At 60.0% G+C, this 18,897-nt stretch carries 18 protein-coding genes; 1 reads left to right on the forward strand and 17 read right to left on the reverse strand.

Going from position 1 to position 18,897, the window contains the following annotated elements; translation table 11 throughout:
* Positions 1-9 precede the first annotated feature (9 nt).
* The 11 genes from GQR91_RS18620 to phhA form a co-directional block, all read right to left on the reverse strand.
* Complete coding sequence (locus GQR91_RS18620; RefSeq protein WP_149683127.1) at positions 10-357, reverse strand: hypothetical protein; 348 nt, start codon at positions 355-357, stop codon at positions 10-12.
* A 27-nt stretch (positions 358-384) separates the two neighbouring features.
* Positions 385-882: a sigma factor-like helix-turn-helix DNA-binding protein gene (locus tag GQR91_RS18625; protein ID WP_149683128.1), complete on the reverse strand. Its 498-nt coding sequence runs from the start codon at positions 880-882 to the stop codon at positions 385-387.
* A gap of 182 nt (positions 883-1,064) precedes the next feature.
* Positions 1,065-1,355, reverse strand: a complete 291-nt coding sequence (locus GQR91_RS18630) for a 4a-hydroxytetrahydrobiopterin dehydratase (RefSeq protein WP_149683129.1) — start codon at positions 1,353-1,355, stop codon at positions 1,065-1,067.
* Between the two features lie 12 nt (positions 1,356-1,367).
* Positions 1,368-2,039 carry an SDR family oxidoreductase gene (locus GQR91_RS18635; RefSeq protein WP_149683130.1) on the reverse strand — a complete coding sequence of 224 codons (672 nt, stop codon included), beginning with the start codon at positions 2,037-2,039 and terminating at the stop codon, positions 1,368-1,370.
* Between the two features lie 2 nt (positions 2,040-2,041).
* Positions 2,042-2,404 (reverse strand): Rieske (2Fe-2S) protein, encoded by a 363-nt coding sequence (locus tag GQR91_RS18640; protein WP_235904125.1) that lies wholly within the window; start codon positions 2,402-2,404, stop codon positions 2,042-2,044.
* Positions 2,401-3,045, reverse strand: a complete 645-nt coding sequence (maiA, locus tag GQR91_RS18645) for a maleylacetoacetate isomerase (RefSeq protein WP_149683131.1) — start codon at positions 3,043-3,045, stop codon at positions 2,401-2,403. Before maiA ends, GQR91_RS18640 begins: the two co-directional genes overlap by 4 nt.
* Positions 3,042-4,352 carry a fumarylacetoacetase gene (gene fahA, locus GQR91_RS18650; RefSeq protein WP_149683188.1) on the reverse strand — a complete coding sequence of 437 codons (1,311 nt, stop codon included), beginning with the start codon at positions 4,350-4,352 and terminating at the stop codon, positions 3,042-3,044. Before fahA ends, maiA begins: the two co-directional genes overlap by 4 nt.
* Complete coding sequence (gene hmgA, locus GQR91_RS18655; RefSeq protein WP_149683132.1) at positions 4,352-5,686, reverse strand: homogentisate 1,2-dioxygenase; 1,335 nt, start codon at positions 5,684-5,686, stop codon at positions 4,352-4,354. Before hmgA ends, fahA begins: the two co-directional genes overlap by 1 nt.
* Positions 5,687-5,730: 44 nt before the next feature.
* Positions 5,731-6,789 carry a 4-hydroxyphenylpyruvate dioxygenase gene (gene hppD, locus GQR91_RS18660; protein WP_149683133.1) on the reverse strand — a complete coding sequence of 353 codons (1,059 nt, stop codon included), beginning with the start codon at positions 6,787-6,789 and terminating at the stop codon, positions 5,731-5,733.
* 11 nt (positions 6,790-6,800) lie between these two features.
* Complete coding sequence (locus GQR91_RS18665) at positions 6,801-8,003, reverse strand: aromatic amino acid transaminase (protein WP_149683134.1); 1,203 nt, start codon at positions 8,001-8,003, stop codon at positions 6,801-6,803.
* Entirely contained in the window at positions 8,000-8,863 is an 864-nt protein-coding gene (phhA, locus tag GQR91_RS18670; RefSeq protein ID WP_149683135.1) for a phenylalanine 4-monooxygenase, read from the reverse strand. Before phhA ends, GQR91_RS18665 begins: the two co-directional genes overlap by 4 nt.
* Before the next feature lie 113 nt (positions 8,864-8,976).
* On the opposite strand from phhA, the gene GQR91_RS18675 reads away from it, so the two are divergent.
* Positions 8,977-9,429 (forward strand): Lrp/AsnC family transcriptional regulator, encoded by a 453-nt coding sequence (locus tag GQR91_RS18675; protein WP_149683136.1) that lies wholly within the window; start codon positions 8,977-8,979, stop codon positions 9,427-9,429.
* A gap of 152 nt (positions 9,430-9,581) precedes the next feature.
* On the opposite strand, the gene GQR91_RS18680 is transcribed toward GQR91_RS18675, so the two are convergent.
* The 6 genes from GQR91_RS18680 to GQR91_RS18705 form a co-directional block, all read right to left on the reverse strand.
* Positions 9,582-10,748, reverse strand: coding sequence for a pyridoxal phosphate-dependent aminotransferase (locus GQR91_RS18680; protein WP_235904126.1), 1,167 nt, complete (start codon positions 10,746-10,748; stop codon positions 9,582-9,584).
* Between the two features lie 154 nt (positions 10,749-10,902).
* Entirely contained in the window at positions 10,903-13,119 is a 2,217-nt protein-coding gene (locus tag GQR91_RS18685) for a TonB-dependent receptor (protein ID WP_149683137.1), read from the reverse strand.
* Between the two features lie 201 nt (positions 13,120-13,320).
* Positions 13,321-14,643 (reverse strand): APC family permease, encoded by a 1,323-nt coding sequence (locus tag GQR91_RS18690; RefSeq protein ID WP_149683138.1) that lies wholly within the window; start codon positions 14,641-14,643, stop codon positions 13,321-13,323.
* Positions 14,644-14,690: 47 nt separating this feature from the next.
* The gene (locus tag GQR91_RS18695) at positions 14,691-16,775 is read right to left on the reverse strand and encodes an amidohydrolase family protein (protein WP_218570839.1); all 2,085 of its coding nucleotides are present in this window, start codon (positions 16,773-16,775) and stop codon (positions 14,691-14,693) included.
* A complete protein-coding gene (locus GQR91_RS18700; RefSeq protein ID WP_149683139.1) occupies positions 16,772-18,265 on the reverse strand; it encodes a S10 family peptidase in 1,494 nt (497 codons plus the stop codon). The genes GQR91_RS18695 and GQR91_RS18700 overlap by 4 nt, the downstream gene beginning before the upstream one ends.
* A 97-nt stretch (positions 18,266-18,362) precedes the next feature.
* Positions 18,363-18,845, reverse strand: coding sequence for an Lrp/AsnC family transcriptional regulator (locus tag GQR91_RS18705; protein ID WP_149683140.1), 483 nt, complete (start codon positions 18,843-18,845; stop codon positions 18,363-18,365).
* Positions 18,846-18,897: the final 52 nt, after the last annotated feature.

Below are 18,897 nucleotides of genomic sequence, written 5' to 3' on the forward strand. Positions count from 1 at the left end.
CATTCTCGGTCAGCGAATCACCGGCTCTGGCGCTCGCTCGTCGATCGACGCCATCGGTGGCTTGGGCACGTTCTCACCCCAACTCGTTTCTGTCAGACCGAGCTGACGTCCGACTTTAACTGCCAGTGGGTGAGCACGCATCGCCATCTGATCCTGCCCTTCCACCAGAGCCGACAGCGCGGCAACCGTCGCCTTCACACTCCGCTGCGCAAATGCGGGCGAAATCTGGTGCGTCTCAGTCGCATCGAGCATCGTGAGAAGAAGCTGCGTGGTGTCGCGCGCCGCGAGATTGATCGACCGTTCAGCCTTGCGCAGATCGTCCGCGACGATCCGGCTGGTGTTCTCGAGTGCCTGCATTTTGTCTCCTTGAGCGCCGCAGCGCCGCTACCCTGTTCTCAGACCGAGCAGGAACGACAGCGTCAGGATCACCATGCCGGCGACGGTCACGCCGATCGGGGTCACGATCGCGATGATCACGGTCCAGATCGCGGCCTGCTTCCAGGTGAGCATGTTCGCTGCCGTCGCTGCCGTCGGCATCGGCAGTGGAAGCGGCAAGACCTGATCGGCGGAAGGTAGGATAGTTGCAGGGGGTAAAGGCTCTACCCCCGCGTCGACGGCCGCAACCATGCGAGCGGCATCAACGCGAGTTGCAGCGCCAAGAAGATTGTTGGCCTTTAACAGTTGCTTATCGACAGCGCGAGGGCTCACGCCGGTGAGCGCTGCGATCTCCTTCGAGCTTCGGTGCTGATAGACATGGCGGAGATAGCAGAGCTGGCGCTCGCTCAACAAAGCGACCCGATGCAGCGGCTGTACATCTTCCTCGAGGCTCGGATTGGGTTCGTTGCGGCGCGACCGGGTCGATGCGGAAAGTGACGCTTCCATGGATGGACACTGCAAGGCGGAGTGATTCGCTACCAGAAGTTTGATGATCCTTGTTTGGAACATCGATTAGGGCCGCTCAATACCTTGAGGGTTCGACGGCCCTTGGGCTTGAATCCGTGTCTTTCGAACGAGCCGAGGCCGCCGCCTGTCAGCACCGGTGTCATCTAACCGTGGCGATGATTTTAGGCCGGAAACATCGCGTCGATTGCGCGCGCAAGGGCGATGTCCCGCACGGTGACGCCATTCACATCGTGGGTGGTGAGCCAGATGTCGAGACGGTCGTAGACGTTGGTCCATTCTGGATGGTGATCGGCCTTATCAGCTTCAATCCCGATCCGAACCATCGCAGCCAAGGCGTCGGCGAATGTTGCGAAGGACAGGCGACGATGCAGCGCCTTGCGCTCAGCATCATGGCGCCACGCCGGGAGCGAATTCAGGTGAGCGGTCAGCTCCCGGTCGTTAAGCGCGGTCATCACAGGCATCCTCTACGCAGCGTTGGTGACGGGGAGCAGTGCCCCAGTGATCGCACGTGCGGCTGGCGAGATCAGGAATGCGACCACATCGGCGATCGCTTCGGGTTTTGTCCAGGTCGAAGGGTCGGCGTCCGGCATATCCGCACGGTTCCGCGGAGTATCGATGATCGCTGGAAGAATGGCGTTCACGCGGATTCGGCGAGGCCGCGATTCTGCCGCCAAGGCCTCGGTTAATCTCGCCACACCCGACTTGGCAGCGCCGTAAGGACCAAAGCCGACATTCGCTGGCTGGGAGGAATGCGCCCCAACGAAGATGATCGCTCCACCGTCCTGGAGATGGTGCAGCGCAACCGTCGCACTAGCGACTGCGGTTGCAACGTTCGCATCGAACATAGCGCGCCAATCGGCGAGCGTGGCGGAACCCGTTTCCGACCAAAGGAAGCCGCCGGCCAGGTGGATGAAACCGTCGACATGTCCCAACCATTCAGCAGCCGCGGTGATCACGACCCGGGCATTGGCCTCGTCGGCCAGATCACCAGCAGCAAAGAATCCGAGGCCAGGCGACAGCGGCAGTCGACCACACAAAGCGGCGACACGGTGACCCGCCTCGTTAAGACCATGTATGACGGCCGCGCCAAGTGCCCCGTCCGCCCCTGTAACGATGATATGCATCGGATTCAGCATCTTCAGATTGTCAGTATTTGGCCAGCGATGACCGCGACAGGCCAGCTTGTAAGTCGCTGGCCTGCGCAGGGGCCACCCACGCACAAGCCGTCTTCTGGCCGGAACAACGCACCGTGCCAGCTACATGCGACGAAAGCTCCATCGCCTGTCATATAGTCGTCCAGCTTCTGAGCGAGCGGGAGCCCCGCGTGCGGGCACCGATCGACATAACCGTACGCGCAATCGCCCCTTCGCACCACGAAGCCGTGGAAGCGTCCGGCGTTCATCTGAATAACGAAGTTTCGAGCCTTCCCATCCTCAATCACGTCCAGCGGCCCGAGCGAGATGTTCGCGGGGGTAGCTACGAGGCGTTCGTCGTTGCTCACAGACGATCCGCATCCGGCTGGCGATCCGGGTGCGCTGCGTCAAACGATGGCAACGCGCGAGCAGCCGTGCCGACGGCGACCAAGCGCGGGAAAGCCGACAGCGGTACTCCAAACCGCTCCGCCGAATAGAGCTGTGGCACGATACAACAATCGGCAAAGGTCACGGTATCGCCGAACGCAAAGGCTCCTCCATGATGTGAGACCAGTGCCTCCAGAGCCTCGAACCCTTCTGTCATCCAGCGCGCGATCCAACGTCCTACCTGTTCGTCGGAGACATTCAGGTCGCCGCGCAATGCATCGAGAACGCGTAGATTATTTAGCGGATGGATGTCGCTCACGATCAGCCCGGCCATGGCACGGACGATCGCCCGATCCACCGACGTCGATGGAAGCAACGCCGGATAGGGGTGGCGCTCCTCCAGCCACTCCAGAATGGCGAGACTTTGAGTGAGGGTTGACCCGTCGTCGATCTGGAGGGCGGGCACTAGCTTCTGGGGATTTGCCGCCGCATAGTCGAGCCGACGCTGCTCCCCGGTGCGCAAATCGTGCGGCACCTGCTCGTAGCGCACTTCCTTAACATTAAGCGCAATGCGGACGCGGTAAGACGCGCCCGATCGCCAATAATCATGCAACCGGGTCATACCGCTCTAGCTGGGACGACGGTACCGACGCACGATCCGAAGCCAATGGCCACGAAACCATCGGCTTCAAGACGACCCGAAAGCGACAGTGTGTCGCCGTCCTCAAGGAACGTGCGCTGCTCACCGTTTGGCAGTTCGATCGGGAGGGTGCCATTGCGGGTGAGTTCGAGAAGGCTACCGAACCCGTCGGGTGTGGCAGCCGAAATGGTACCAGTACCAAGAAGGTCACCGGGATTGAGGTCGCACCCACCCACCGTGTGGTGTGCAACCATCTGCGCGATCGTCCAGTACATGCTTGAGGCCGGACCGCGGCTGAGGCGGAATGGTGGGACCCCGTCGGCTTTCATTCGTGCGGAAGCGAGCGCCACCTCCAAGGTGAGCGACAGCGCGCCCCGTTCCTGATCTGCCGGATCAAAGAGATAGGGCAAGGGAGAAGGATCACCATCCGGACGAGATGATTGCCGTGTTCGGAAGGGTGCGAGCGCTTCGGCAGTCACGATCCAAGGCGAAATGGTGGTCAAGAAATTCTTGGCCAGGAACGGCCCTAGCGGTTGATATTCCCAAGCTTGCACGTCGCGGGCAGACCAGTCGTTCAACAACGAAAGGCCCGCGATATGCTCCGCAGCGCGGTCGATCGGTATAGGCGTTCCCAGCGTGTTGCCCGACCCGATCCACACGCCCAGTTCCAACTCATAATCGAGTCGCCGCGTTGGTGCGAGGACGGGCGCCGGCATATCGGTCGATTTGATTTGAGCCGCGGGGCGAACGACTTGGGCACCAGACGGACGGACGGAGGACGCCCGTCCGTGGTAGCCAATTGGAACATACTTATAATTGGGCAGCAACGGGTTATCCGGCCGGAAAACCTTACCCACGTTCGTCGCATGATGAATGCCGACATAGAAGTCCGTGTAGTCACCAATGCGCGTGGGTACGTGCATCGTACAATCGGAAATGCGTCGAAGCAGCGGGCTCACTACCGGCTGGTTGACAGCATCCGATAGCAGCGCCGAAACCTGGGTCCGCAGGGCTGCTCGTGGACCACACCCAAGCGCCAACAGGGCATTCAGCGTAGGCGCTGCGGCGGCCTTTGCGGCGTCCAGTCCCGGCCCATTCAGTAGTCCAGCATCAGCAAGCGCGCAAAGATCCAGCACATGATCGCCGATCGCAATGCCGCCATGTGGGTCGGTGCCGGCCGTCGAGAAGATGCCAAGCGGGAGGTTCTGGATGGGGAAGTCCGAATGGCCGTTGGCTCCCGGGACCCAGCAAGTGCGCGCTGGATCGTGCGTCTCGTCGACTGTGGGTATCACCTAGCGATCTCCGCCTTGGCGAAGTCGCTCCACACGTCGTCGTAGTCGAGCTGTCGCGCCGGCCCCTCCACTCCGCATTCGGCCAAACGAATGACGTGCCGCGTTTCGAACATGAACGCCATCGTGTCGTCGATCCTGTGCGGAACCAGGTCGGCCGCGACCGCGCGATCGTAAGTGGCCTTGTCGGGTCCGTGACCGTTCATCTGGTTGTGAAGCGAAGCTCCTCCGGGGACAAAGCCGCCCCCCTCCTTGGCATCATACTGACCGGCGATGAGGCCCATGAATTCGCTCATCACGTTGCGATGAAACCAAGGCGGCCGAAAGGTCTGTTCCGCGACCATCCAGCGCGGAGGAAAAATAACGAAATCGCAGTTTGCGGTGCCAGGCGTGTCACTCGGTGATGTCAGCACTGTGAAGATCGACGGGTCCGGATGATCAAAGCTGACCGTGTTGATGGTGTTGAAGCGCTTCAGGTCGTAGCGATAAGGTGCCAGATTGCCGTGCCATGCGACCACATCGAACGGGGAATGATCGAGCGTGGTTTCCCATAGCCCGCCCTGAAACTTTTGGATCACCGTGCAGGGTTCGGCATCATCCTCGAACCACGCGACTGGCGCCTCGAAATCGCGCGAATTTGCCAGACCGTTGGCGCCGATGGGGCCGAGATCAGGCAAGCGAAAAAGCGCGCCGTAGTTCTCGCAGACATAGCCGCGCGCACGACCGTCCTGCAGCATCACGCGAAAGCGCACGCCGCGCGGGATCAATGCAATCTGGAGCGGTGCGACCTCGAGGCGACCGAGTTCCGTATCAATCAGAAGCGCGCCTTCCTGCGGCACGATCAGAAGTTCGCCGTCTGCCGAGAAGAATGCGCGCTGCATGTCCATATTGGCGGCGTAGCAGTGAATGCCAACGCCGACTTGGTCGGCCACGTTGCCGGTGCCGCCGTAAGAAACGAGGCTATCAATCCAGTCGGTCGGTGTGTCCGGCCAAGGCAAGGGATCCCAGCGCAGGCGATTGGGATCGGGTGCCGCAGCGAATGGCGCGCTCGCAAGACGTGGTGCGCCATAATAGCGGGTAAATGCCGGGTGCTGCGCCGTTGGACGCAGCCGATACAACCACGAACGTCGGTTCTCAGCGCGCGGCGCGGTGAACGCGCTGCCCGAGAGCTGTTCCGCGTACAGGCCGAAAGGCACGCGCTGGGGCGAGTTGCGGCCCACCGGAAGCGCGTCCCTTACAGCCTCGGTCGATACGTGGTTGCCGAAGCCGGGTATATAGCGGGCGCCCGTGTGGCCGCCCGCTTCCTCGACGTGGTCCGGATGCTGTGCCCTCATCGAATCCTCATTTTGCAACCTTATCAACATGCGAACCGCGTGTTTCAGGCATCCACCGAGATCACACCACGGCGGATCTGGTCGAGTTCGATCGACTCGAATAGTGCTTGAAAGTTGCCGTTCCCGAATCCTTGGTTGCCCTTGCGCTGAATGATCTCGAAGAAGATCGGACCGACCATGTTTTCGGTGAAGATTTGAAGAAGAATGCCTTCGTCCTTCACATCGCCGTCGATAAGAATACGGTTCTGCTTCAGCCGCGCCAGATCCTCGCCATGCCCCGGCACACGCTTGTCGACCAGTTCGTAATACGTCTCGATCGTGTCTTGCAGACGCACGCCCCGCGCGCGCAACATTTCGACAGTTGTGTAGATGTCTTCGGTTGTCAGCGCGAGGTGCTGAATACCCTCGCCCTGATACTCGCGGATGAACTCTTCGATCTGACTGTTTTCATCCTGGCTCTCGTTCAGCGGGATCCGGATGGCGCCATCGGGTGCAATCATAGCCTGGCTGAACAGCCCGGTAGCCTTACCCTTGATGTCGAAGTACTTTTGTTCCTGGAAGCCGAACAAATTTGCGTAGAAGCTTGACCAAGTGCGCATTTCGCCGCGCTTGACGTTATGAGTGAGGTGATCGAGCAAGTCGAGCCCAACGTTATTTTCGGCCTCCTCCTCGCGCCAACCCTCGATCTCTTCCCAGTCGCCGTATAGGTCCTCGCCGGCCTTAACGAGGTAGAGATAGCTCCCGCCAATCCCTTCGATTGCATAGCTGCCTTCGCCAAGCGTACCAACTGACGCATCGACTGCCTTCGCGCCTTCGGAGAGGGCGTGCGCGTACGCGCTGGCTGGATCGTTTACGCGAAACGCCATGCCGCTGGCCGACGGACCGTGCGCGGCACGAAACTCTGCGGCCTGTCCCTCTGCGTCCCGATTCAGCAGAAGATTGATGCGTCCCTGCTTGTAGCGGATCACGTCTCGAACCGGATGGATGTGCGTAGCAACGAAGCCCATCTGTTCGAATTGACGAGCAAGCGCCGCGGGATCTGGTGAAGTGAATTCACAAAACTCGAAGCCGTCGAGACCCAGTGGATTGGCGGAAGCAGTCATGGAAGGGCCTTTCAGTAGCGGGGAAGATAGGGGGAGAGCGCCGCGGCGAACGATTCAATCGTCTCCAGTTGCAGCCCGGCGATGTTGATCCGGCCTGATGCCGGCATGTAGATGGCGTGACGTTCGCGAAGCTGGCTGACCGCATTTTCGTCAATCGGTAGCAGAGCGAACAGGCCCTGCTGATCCGCTATTGGCGCGAGCGCGGGGTGAGAGGCACCGAGTGCGGAGCGCAGACCATTAATGCGAGCGCACATAGATGTGAGCTCCGCACGCCATTCCGCCTTCAAGGCGGGATCGTCCAGAATGAGGCGAACCGTCGCCGCACCGTGATCGGGAGGCATCGACCACAAGCTCCGGGCAAGCACGAGGAGCGTCTCACGGATCGGCACCGCCGCGGCCGGCGTTGCCGCCTGCACCCACAAAGCGCCGACACGCTCGCGATACAACGCGAAGTTCTTATCACAGCTATAGGCGACCAGCGCTTCGGGCACGGCCGCGAGCATCGCTCGCATGCCTGCTGCATCTTCGTCGAGCCCCAGGCCAAGCCCCTGATAGGCAAGGTCGATCAGCGGGATAAGGCCGCGCGCTAAGAACAACTGCGTTAGCTCATCCCACTCGCCAGGAGAGAAAGCGGTGCCAGTGGGATTGTGACAACAGCCATGCAGCAGGACGACGTCTCCAAACCGAGCCTCGGCGAGGCTGTCGACGAACGCCGCGAAGTCGATCCGCGACTGCGCCGTGTCGAAGTAGGCATGTGTCCGAACGACCAATCCCGCTTCGCGAAAGATTGGCCCGTGGTTCGGCCAGGTCGGGGCACCGACCCAGACGAAGGTTGCGCCAGCACGCGCGAGGAGTTCGGCAGCGAGACGCAGCGCCCCCGTACCGCCAGGCGTCTGGACACCGGTAATACGGGTATCCGTCGCCAAGGGCTGCCCGAGCGCGACGTCAGCCAGCCTGTCCGTGAACCCTTGGTCGCCCTCAGCCCCGAGATAGCTCTTGGTACGCTGCTCGGCGAGCAAACGCGTCTCGGCAGCCTTGACCGCACGCATGACCGGCGTTTCACCGGTTTCGTCACGGTAGACGCCGACCCCAACGTCGATCTTGTGCGGGCGTGGATCGGCCCGGTGCATACCGATTACCGCCAGCAGAAGGTCAGGCGGCTGTCGGTCGAGACTGCAGAATAGCGCCCGCGATGGGGCGAGAAGCTCGCTCACGCTACCACCTTCTCGCGGGCATAGGCCTGCGTACCTCGCGTGAAGACGACGTCACTCGGCAGGATCGCCTCGATCTCGATATCTGGTTCTTCTGCCAGTTCGGCGTAAAGCGGACCGAAATCGGTGTTGAGCGTCTGGTCGAGCAGCTGCTCGAAGCTGTCGATCACGAAGTAGTTCTGTTGAAAGTCGTCGATCCGGTATTTCGTCCGCATCAGACGCCTGAGGTCGAAGCCGAGACGATTGGGCGACGGATCGTCCGTCGCGAAGGCCGACTCCGTGAAAGACGACACGATGCCGGCTCCGTAGAGTTTCAGACCTTCGCCCGACCGGATCAGCCCGAATTCGACCGTATACCAGTAAAGGCGGGCGAGCTTGTCGATCGCGCCCAACGCCGCCGCACGCTGACCACCTTGCCCGTAGGCTTGCATGTAGTCGGCAAACACCGGATGGGCGAGCAAGGGTACGTGCCCAAAAACGTCGTGGAAGACATCCGGCTCCTGAAGATAATCGAGCTGCTCCGGTCTACGGATAAAGTTGCCTGCCACGAAACGCCGATTGGCGAGATGATCGAAGAAGACATCGTCGGGTACCAGCCCGGGCACCGCAACCACCTGCCAACCGGTTCGACGCATCAGCCGCTCGGACAGTTCCTCAAAGTTTGGAATTCCGGACCGGGACATGCGCAGGACGTCGAGCCCCTCCATGAACTCGTGCGTCACTCGCCCGGGCAGAAGTCGTACCTGCCGGTCGAACAATGTGTCCCACGTCGCATGTTCTTCGGACGTGTAACGATTCCAAGCCTGTGGGATCGTCCAGTCGGCAGCGGCGTGGTCGGGGCGGGTAAGATTGTCTTCAGCCATGCAGCGCAGGATCGCGGAAAGTTTCGGTGAATGCCTATCTTTTTCAGCCCAAAAACCTTAGTTAGCGAATTGGAATTTCGCATAGACGCGCAAAGCCGAACTGGTGGTTTCATATGGATGCGATTGACCGGCGGATCGTCGCCTTACTTCAAAACGATGCTACGCTAAGCCACGCTGACCTCGCAGAGCGAGTCGGCGCGTCGTCAGCGTCGTGCTGGCGCCGTGTGAAGGCGCTCGAGGCCGCGGGGGTCTTCACGCGCACGGTTAGACTCGTCGATCCGACCGCAGTCGGGAGAGGTGTAAACGTCCTCTGTAACATCCGAATGCGCAGCCACGCCGCCGATTCTAGACAGAGTTTTGAACGGTTCGTGCTGTCGCAGCCAGAGGTAGTCGAGTGTTTTTCGATGTCGGGAGACTGGGACTATCTGCTTCGTGTCGTCGTGGCCGACGTTGCGGCCTACAATACCTTTCTCATGCAAACACTTCTCGGCCATCCATCAGTTGCTGGCGGCTCCTCTCATTTTGCTCTGGACATGACCAAATATACGACCGCGTTGCCAACGTAAGGCCGCAATTGCCCCGGATCGTCAGATCATATTGGCGAGACTGACGTCGCTATCATGTCGCCATGCAAGCCAGCTATCTGCCTTCATCGTTGCGCTGAGCCCTACCGCCAATTGGACTGGAGCGGCCGACGCTTGGCCGAGCAGTCGCCATCCTATCCAACGATTCCCAAGGGACGACGGTGGCCTTGCTCGACCAATGCCTCCTCGAGCGCGTCCAAACCCGCTACCAACTCCGGCAGGGGGCGTCCGAAGCCGAGCCGCACGTGACCTGCCTCGCCGAAGAATTCTCCAGGGGCGACGATAACATTCGACTTGGCGAGCAGCGCTTCTGAGAACGCGCGGGTGTTGCGCACCCCGATTAGTTTGGGAAAACAGATGCACCCGAACTCGGGGAGTTCGCCAGCAATCAATCCCCGCGAGCGCCATGTGTCGAAGCGGCGAACCATCTCTTCGCGCGCAGGCCTCAATATCGCGTCACCCACCGCCCGAAATTGCGCCGCTCGCTCCAGGACGAGCGCGGCCACGGCATGCGCAAGGTTGGAAATTCCGAAATCCTGCCGCTCGCTAAGATCGCGAAGCGGCTCGATCACTGCGGGCGCTGCGACCAGCCAACCGCATCGCAGCGTGCTCAAGCCGAAAATTTTAGTAAGGCTGTTGATGCTGATGAAGTTGGGCGAATAGCCGACCGCGGCTTTTGACGAAACCAGTGGAGCCGCATAGTCGCTATAGACTTCGTCGACAGCAACCAGGATGCCGTGTCGCTCTGCCAGTTCGACAAGCGCATTCAGCTCTTCGGTACTTAATGTCGCACCTGACGGGTTATGCAGATTCGATAGCATGATCAGCTTCGTATCTGGCGTGATTTGTTGTGCGATTGCCTCGACGTTGGCAGCGAAACCTTGCTCAGCAGCTCGACGAAAGTAGGACACATGGGCACCGGCCGAGCGTGCCAACTCGCTGAACAAGTCGAAGCCCGGCGTTTCGACTATTACGTGATCGGCCTTCGACAGCAATCCTCGACAGATGAGGGAGAGGGCACCCGTGGCGCCCGTGGTGCAAATAATTTGCTCGCGCGGCAACTCGTAGCGTGTGGCCAATAGTTCAAGGACGAACGGATTGCCGCCGTTGAACGCGCTCGTATATCGCGACGTCACCGGGCGACGAAAGCCGTCCTCGATGGTCTGCTGTAGCAGATTGGCAGGCTCTGGAACGGAGCTGTCGAAAAGTGGAATCGTTCGAGCGTGGCTGCGCTTCCGCCCGATCACGCCACGCACCCATTGCGCGTAAGTCTCATTCATCGGGACCTGCTCGTCAATCACGGCGCCTGGTTCTTCCTGCTTCTGCGTAACAGTCAGGGGTCGCCCGCGACCTTGAATAGGCGGGCGACGATCCCCTCGAGCGACGTCTCCGTGCCCGAGGGGTTTGGCTGACCGATCGCTTAGATCGAGGGTCAAGCCGTCGATATGGCCGGGGTCAGAAGTTGAACGATATCAACCCGCCGACCGACCTCGGCTGCACGATGCTGCCAGTATAGGGGTTCCCGCTTGTCGAAACCGAGATGATGCCCTTCGAGTCCGTGATATTCCTCGCATACAGGGAGAAGGAGATGCCGTGCGACTCGATTCCGGCGCGGAGATCGAGCGTCGCATAGCCCCGCGAGTAGCCACGCGGGTCTCCTTCTGCTGGGAACTCAGCGAAATGCGGCCCGACGTAACTCAACGTCGTCCCTAGGTTCGCGTTCAACTCCGGAGTGAGTACGAAGGATTGGTCGAACGAAAGGTTGCCCGACCACCTTGAGGATAGAGGGAGGCGGTCGCCTGCCAGGCCGATGGTCTGACCAACAAGGGCATCGCGCAGCGCCGCGTCGATGTATGCACCATTTGCGGCAAGCACTCCGCCCTTCCAAGCGTTGTAGCTGACCTCGACTTCTGCGCCTCGGCTACGCGCCCTCCCGCCATTGTCGGTGAATGCGACCTGCGTATCGGCATCGATCGAGAGCAGCTGGATGTTTCGCCAGTCGATCCAGAAGCCGGAAGCTGAAAACACGAGCTTTCGGTCGAGTACGCTCCCTTTCAGGCCGATTTCATAATTCGTCGTTCTGTCGGGCTCATAGGTCAGATTGTTCGGGGTCAGCCCTGAGTTTGGGCCTCCGGGGCGATACCCGGTCGCCACACGCCCATAGAGATTGAGATTGGCGTTGATTTTGTATTGCGGCGACAACAACCACGTCCAACTGCTGTCGCTCGATCGGACATCGGAATCCTCGGCGCCCTGCAGGAGGGCAAGAGGACCCGTGGCTGTCTGGATCGAACGCTGCCGATTGTCAGCGTAGCGTAGTCCGCCTTGAAGGCTCAGTTTGTCCGTGAAATTGTAAGTAGCGTCGGCGAAGCCCGCGATCTCGCGGAACCGATATGGTGACGGCGTGTCGAAAACAGTGGCGTCAACGGCGTTCGTCGTAGGGTTGATGGCGAGAAGCGTTTGGTTCGAGAGAGCCTTGTCGTAGTTGTAGAAGGCGCCGACGAGCCACTCCAGCTTCTGGCCGGGGTTTGAAGCCAGTCGAACCTCCTGTGAAAATCGATTCGTGTTCGAAAACTGGGTGAGATCCGCTCGATCACCGGCAATGGGCAAGCCGAAAACGCGCTGAATGACGCCAAGCACGGGCGCAAATATGAAGGTGAGGTCGTTGTTCAACGAGTAGCGGCTTTGTGTATAGCCGGTGATCGATGACAATGTACCGAAACCGAGGTCCGCATCGATGCGCCCGGTGTAGAGGCGCACGCGAGTACTGTAGATTGGAAGCGTCCGACTGAAGTTGTTTGTAGCGGACCCAACTAACGGCCGGAAGTCTCCGTTCAGCCCGATTGTAGTGCCGCCCTGACCGCGAAGTTCCTGATCAAGAAACGATAGATTGATCGATAGACCGTCGACCGGCTTGATGAACAGCGCCGCTCGCCCGCCGTAGCTTCGGTTCGTGTTCGCGGCATTCTGCGGACCCGACTGAAGGGCGGTATAATCCAGATAGCCGGGTGCCCTGCGATAGAAACCGCTCAGACTGATGCCAACACGATCTTCGATGACGGGGATGTTCAATGCACCGCGCGTTGAATAACCCGATCCGCCATCCAGAACGACCTCTGAACCAGCCTCGATACGACCGGAGAATTTATTCGGATCTGGCGTCACGGTTTCGAACTTCAGCAGACCGCCGAGGCTGCTCGCTCCGTAGAGTGTCCCTTGCGGACCACGCAGAACGGCGACGTTCTTGAGGATGGCAGGATCGAGGTCGGGCGCGATCTGGCCGCCGACAGGGAATGGAACGTCATCGATGGTGATGCCAACCGTCGGATTACCGCCGACGTCCGCGCTGACCCCGCGGATCGCCAGCGTAGTCTGACCAGCGCCGCCAGTATATTGAAGGCCGGGGATCCGCGTGAAAAACTCGCGGATAGTTGTCAGGTTCTGACTTACGAGAACGTCGGAGTCGATCTGGGTTACCGAGAGCGGAACATCGATCAATCGTTCGTTACGCTTCTGGGCGGTGACGATGATATCGGCTACGCCTTCCGTCCCATCGACTCCGGTCTGTTGATCCGTCGCTGGCAGATCAGAGGTGGATTGTGCCTTGGACTCTTGGACGATTGCGGTCGAAAGAGCAGTCGAGAGTGCAAGTATGTACAAGGTCCTCATCATAATCCCCTTCCTGCCGCGCTCGGCCACGAATATGATCAGTTGTTCTATCGGTGAATTTGCGAACCCCTGGCGTTACCGGGAGTTCGCCCATCTCCGTTGATGACGGATTGAGTACGACCTTGGCGCAAGAAGAGTATTGCGAAGATCGTGACCGGGGCGAAAAGTTTATGCGATCACGGTTGTGGTACGCCTGCCTCGGGACTATCTTCCGTCGCGGCGAGAGGCCCGCTTATTGAGAGCTGCGTTCCTCACCAGCCAGTAAAGGACACCGACTCCCAGCCACGCAGCAACCAGACCGTAGGGACGCACGTCGGCACCGACGCCCGCGACCATGATGATGAGCGCCGCGATCGTCCCCGACGTGCCGACGATGCGGATGGTGCGGGGAGTGAAGGTCGGCGTGTCGCTGTGAAGCTCAGGATGACGGCTCGCAACGCGGACGGCGGACAGAGAGCAGGCCGCATATTTCAGCATGGTCGGAATATTCACCGCGAGCAGGAGAAACACCAAGCTCGACGGCAGCAGCAGGCCCAAAACGGCCAGGCCGTAGGCCAGCACGACCGCTAGATAAGGAGTGTGAAAGCGTGCGTGCACTGCCGCTAGGCGCGCAGGCAATATGTCGGTCCGCGCCATTGCGAACAGGCTGCGAGAGAAAACGAGCGCGATGGCGTTCATCGTCTTGAGGATTGATATCGCCGCCGCTCCTACAATGAGCGGCACGGCGAGGTGTCCGAGCGGTACCGCGGCTGCATCGAGCAGGGGTGCTTTGCTTGCTGCCAGCTCTTCCGGCCCCACCACGCCGAGCGCGGTGGCAGCTACCGAGCCATAAACCAAGACAGTGAGCGCGATGGCGCCAGCGATACCAAGCGGGATTGTGCGACGGGGATTTCGGACTTCATCGCCTATCTCGACCGCTGCCTCGATACCAAGGAAAAGGCTGATCATCAGAGGGACACAGGCGGCGATAGCTGCCCCGCCGCTTGCTGTGACGGGCCCGATCATCGAAGCGCTGGCCACGGTCGCGCCGCTCGCTACGAAGAGGGCAAGAACCGCAAGCAGCAAAACCATCAGCAGCGACTGGAGCTTCGCGCTTACACCAACCCCAAACAGGTTTAGCGAAAAGATGCCCGTCAACGCGACAAACATCATCGGCTTGGCTGGTACCTGCACGACCATCGACAAATAGTTTGCCAGAACTTGGCCCAGAACGACCAAGGCGCTGACGTTCGCTAGGATACGCATCCACACGATTGCAAAGCCGGCGAACGGATGGAGAAAACGCCTGGGCCATTCGTATGAGGCACCGGATACCGGCACTGCAGAAGCAAGATAAGAATAGGCGATTGCGAAGAGGAGCATAGGTAGCGCGGCAAAAACCATTGCTACCAGCAATCCTGATCCAGCAACCTGAGCGGCAGGCTGAAGGACAGAGAAGATTGAGACACCGATGGCAGTTCCGGCGCCGAAGGTCACTACTCCGATCACGCCTACGTCTCGTTTCAGCGTGGCCTCACCCGTTGCCATGTCTGTCCTCACCAAAATGTCGAATTCAGGATTGTCTGCGCGCCTACTCAATCGTCATGGTCATCCCTTGGCCAACCGAAGAGGGCGCCGGTTGACCCGCCGACCCCGCCATTTGTAAGATCGGGACGTGCCGGCACGATCGTGGGCGGTGAGGCGAATGGCCGAATGCCAAGGGATTCATAGATTTCAGACGGCAGGTAGACGGTGCCGCCCCGCATCACCATCTTGGGTCGCTTGATCGCGTTGATATTGCTGCTCGGGTCGCCCGCGACCAGCACCAAGTCGGCCAGTTTGCCCCTCGCGATCGTGCCGCCCCTGTCCGCGCGACCCAGATAGGTTTCGCAGTCCAGCGTGGCTGCCTTGAGTGCCTCCGCGGGCGTCATGCCCGCCATCGTGTAAAGCTCGACCTCACGTTGAAGCGTGAACCCCGTCGTATCATCCGTTCCGGGCAGGAGCTGGATGCCGTTGCGGTGCAGCAGCCGCATCACGTCGAGCATCTTATCGAACGCTGCGTGATAGGCTTGGTCGTCGCCGGCATTTCTTAGTGGCACGAACGTGCGTTTACGATAGCGCTGATAGCCAATCGGCAAATGATCAAGATTGTCGATGTCGGCAGTCTCGACCTGTCTGGCACGACTGAGCATCAGTCGTTCCAAGGTGACGGCGGTGGTATCAAGCGAAACGGTGTTCGCCTTCATCAGCGCTATGGTATTTCGCACCGGCCCGCTCGACAGGTCTAAGGCGGGCGTTCGCGTCATCGCAGTAAGCCGCAGGGGGGTGCGAGTGTCCTCTTTGCTCTCGTCGAGCACCCAACCGAGCATCAATTGGTTGATATGTGCGATCGTGTTGTATCCGTCGCGAATTACCCGATCAGGTGAATCGAACGCGGGAACATGACCGGTTACGCCCATTCCCAGCCGCTTCGCTTCCTCCGCCAGCGGCTTCACAAGATCGGGGTTCATCGAATTGTAGAGTTTTATTTGAAAGTAGTTGCGATCGGCATACCAGCGGACGGCCTTCAGACCTTCGTCCAGCGTAGCCACGACAAAGCCGTTACGCGCCGAATAGGGGCTCCGTCCTTCGATGAAGCCGGTGGGAACGATGCGCGGGCTGGATATTGCCCCGTCCTCAACCGCAGGCAGCAACGCTTGCAGAAATGCGTTGTTATTACCCATGTCGCGGGTCGTCGTGACACCGGCCGCGAGGTAGAATAGCCCGGAGTCGATCGTGGTATGGGAGTGCATGTCGTGCAGTCCCGGATAGACCGTGCCGCCATCGCCCTCGATAGCCGTCTCTCCGTCGGGCACAGGCCCACCGTCGCCAGGAAGGACCGCGCTGATCGCGTCGCGCATAACGACGATCGTCGAAAGCGGGCCGCGTCTGCCTGTGACTGGATCGAAGATGTGGACGTTGCGGATGCGGATTGGGCCGTCATAACGGTGCGCTACTTTGGCACTGATCGCCCGCACGCGATCGCTTTCAAGTGAGGCGGCGAGCTTCATGAGGTCCGCAGCGCGCGTCTCCAGCCCGGCGCGGATGGTGACACTTGCGTCTCCGAAAGCCGCGAACAATCGCCCGGTCTTGTCCAGCATCACGTAGCTGGGTCTTAGATCGACCCCGTCTAGCCGATAGACGGTGACGCTCACTCCGGCGATGGTAGTTGAGCGAATGCGAGCGAGCTTGAGCTTGCCGCCTGGCAGCACATCCAGTGATCGTCCGCCCGCAGCAAGAGCAGCGCGAGCGTAGATGCCGTTCGCCCACGGGCTGGTGTCATTTACGACGTACAGCGGCGGCTTCGCGGCTGAGAGGCTACCCTGATCCGCCTGGCTGGTCCACGTCGCCGTTCCGTTCGCCCAAGCGAACCGCTCCACGACGGGGCCGCCCATCAACGACGTACCGACGATATTCCAGCTTACGGGAATGCCGTCAGGACCAAGGACAATGTCTTCTCGATGTTTGGGCCCCCGACCATTGTCATCGACGCGGTAATCCACTGAAACGCGCCGACCATCCGACACCGCGACCACCGAGCCGATAGTCTCGCCGTTGCGAACGACTGATAGTCTTTCGGTTGTGGCTGACAACGCCGGCGTAGCGACACCTGCGAGGATGAAGGCGAGCAGGCGCGTCACTTCGCCGCCTCGCCGGTGCTGACGAACCGTCGCACGTCCTTAGTCACCGCTGTGGCTGAGGTATCGACCGTGTAGAACATGTGCCCCCCATCATAGACATGAAGCTCGCTACGGTCGCGAGGCCAGCCTGCCTGGCGCAAAAGCAGCTCGGCCGCGCCCACCGTCGTTTGCATGTCGCTCCAACCGTTGCCGACCATGACGCGAAAGTCCGGCTTCAAGCGCATCATCTTGGAGATCTCCTGCGGCCAGGGCCAATCGGAGAAGGGTGACGCTCCGCCCCAATTCCACGCCTCCAGCCCGCCGCTGACGTCGCCGATCATTCGGTACGGTGTCGCTCGGGCGGCTCGCAGATCACTCTCGAGGTAGCGCTGCCAAAGCGTCGCGAAACCGTCGTCGATGACGCCAGCGGGATCTGCCGTCGCACCCTTATCGGTGATCGGAGCTGCGTAACGTGCGTCGACCTGGCCAAGCAATAGGCCGCGATCGCGCAGCAACTCGACGCGAAACTGCTGCTTGGTGATACGCAGATCGTGTTCCATCAGCCAGTCGGCCGAGATACCAATATAGCCTGACAGCCTTTCCGCTATTTTTTGCCGCTCCGCCTCCGGCAAAAGGTTGCCCTGGTTGAGCGCGTCAAGATAAGCGTGCTGAGCGAAGTCGTCGGCTTCGCGCACGAAGCGAGCGAAGTCGGTACCTTCCTTGCGGACCCTACCATGATGCCATGCAACGGCTGCCTCGGTCGGCAACGAGGCGACGAAGCTCATGATGTTGCCGCTACGCTGGACATATTCAACGATGTTCGTTGCCTGCCCAAGCAAGATAAGCCCGGTTGCTAAAAGAGGCTGGGGGCGTTCGGCCAACAACCGCGCCGTGACGGGCGCGCGGATCGTACCGTAGCTCTCGCCCAGGATATAGAAGGGCGACGAACTACGACCGTGATCCCTGAGCCAACGCGCGATAAACTCAGACGTCTGCCGCGCGTCTGCGTCTACCGAGTGGAATGCGCCGGGCGGTGTTCCAGGCAGCGTCTCGCTGTAACCAGTGGTGGCGGGGTCGATGAAAACGAGGTCCGCCACATCCAGAACAGAGTCCGGATTGTCAAACAGAACGTAGCGGGAGGCCGGTGCGCTCAGATCGGGCGGCACGACGACACGCTTGGGGCCGAAGGCACCAATATGAAGCCAAATCGACGGTACGATGGGGCCACCGTTGAAGAGAAATATAATCGGGCGCTGCCCGCGACGGTCACCGTCCGCCAAATACGCGAAGCTTACGATACGTGCTCCGCCGGCAAGGCCGGAAACGACCACATCTGTCGTCTCGACTAGCGCCCGATATTGCACCTTTTGGCCGTTAAACCGTCCACTATGTCGGGTCACGATCGCCGCCGAGGTATCTGGCGAATTGACCGCCTGCGCCGCTGCGGTTCCTGCCTGAATGGTGCTAAATCCGGCGGCCAGAAGGCAGATGATATGCGAGCCGATAGACATAAAGGTCCTCCCACGCTCAGCCGTAATTGGCGGCACCAGGATTTTTTATGCAATTACCGCCGCTTTTGACCCTATTTCCGGTACGACCTCACTGCAATCATAACGCAAGGTTGCCGCGGACTGGAATCGCGGTCTCATACTTTAACTCGGTTAAGGTCACAGTCGATTGCACATCCTGCACACCAGGCAGCTTTAACAGGACGCGGAAGATGAAGGTTTGATACCATTGAAGCGACGACGCAAGCACCTTCAGAAGAAGGTCCATTTCGCCTAAGACCGAATGACATTCCATGATTTCGGGGGTAATTGCGATCATGCGCAGAAAGTCTTCGCGCTTTTCTTCGGTTAACGTAGCCATTTTCAAACTAGCAAAAATAACGAAGCTTTGTTTGAACTTGGTTCGGTCCAGAAGAGCGACTTGCCTGCTGATGTAGCCCTCATCCTTCAGCCGCTGTAGGCGGCGCCAGCACGGGGACTGCGAGAGGCCGATTTTGTCGGCAAGCTCGCCGGTCGATAGCGACGCGTCGCGCTGAATCTGTTCTAAAATCTTGATGTCGAACGTCGTCAGCTCGTCGCTCATAGCCTCTCCATGCAGCAATCGTTGCTCTGAACGGCCGCATCAAGGCATAATT

This window comes from Sphingomonas carotinifaciens, from assembly GCF_009789535.1.
GTDB lineage: Bacteria > Pseudomonadota > Alphaproteobacteria > Sphingomonadales > Sphingomonadaceae > Sphingomonas > Sphingomonas carotinifaciens.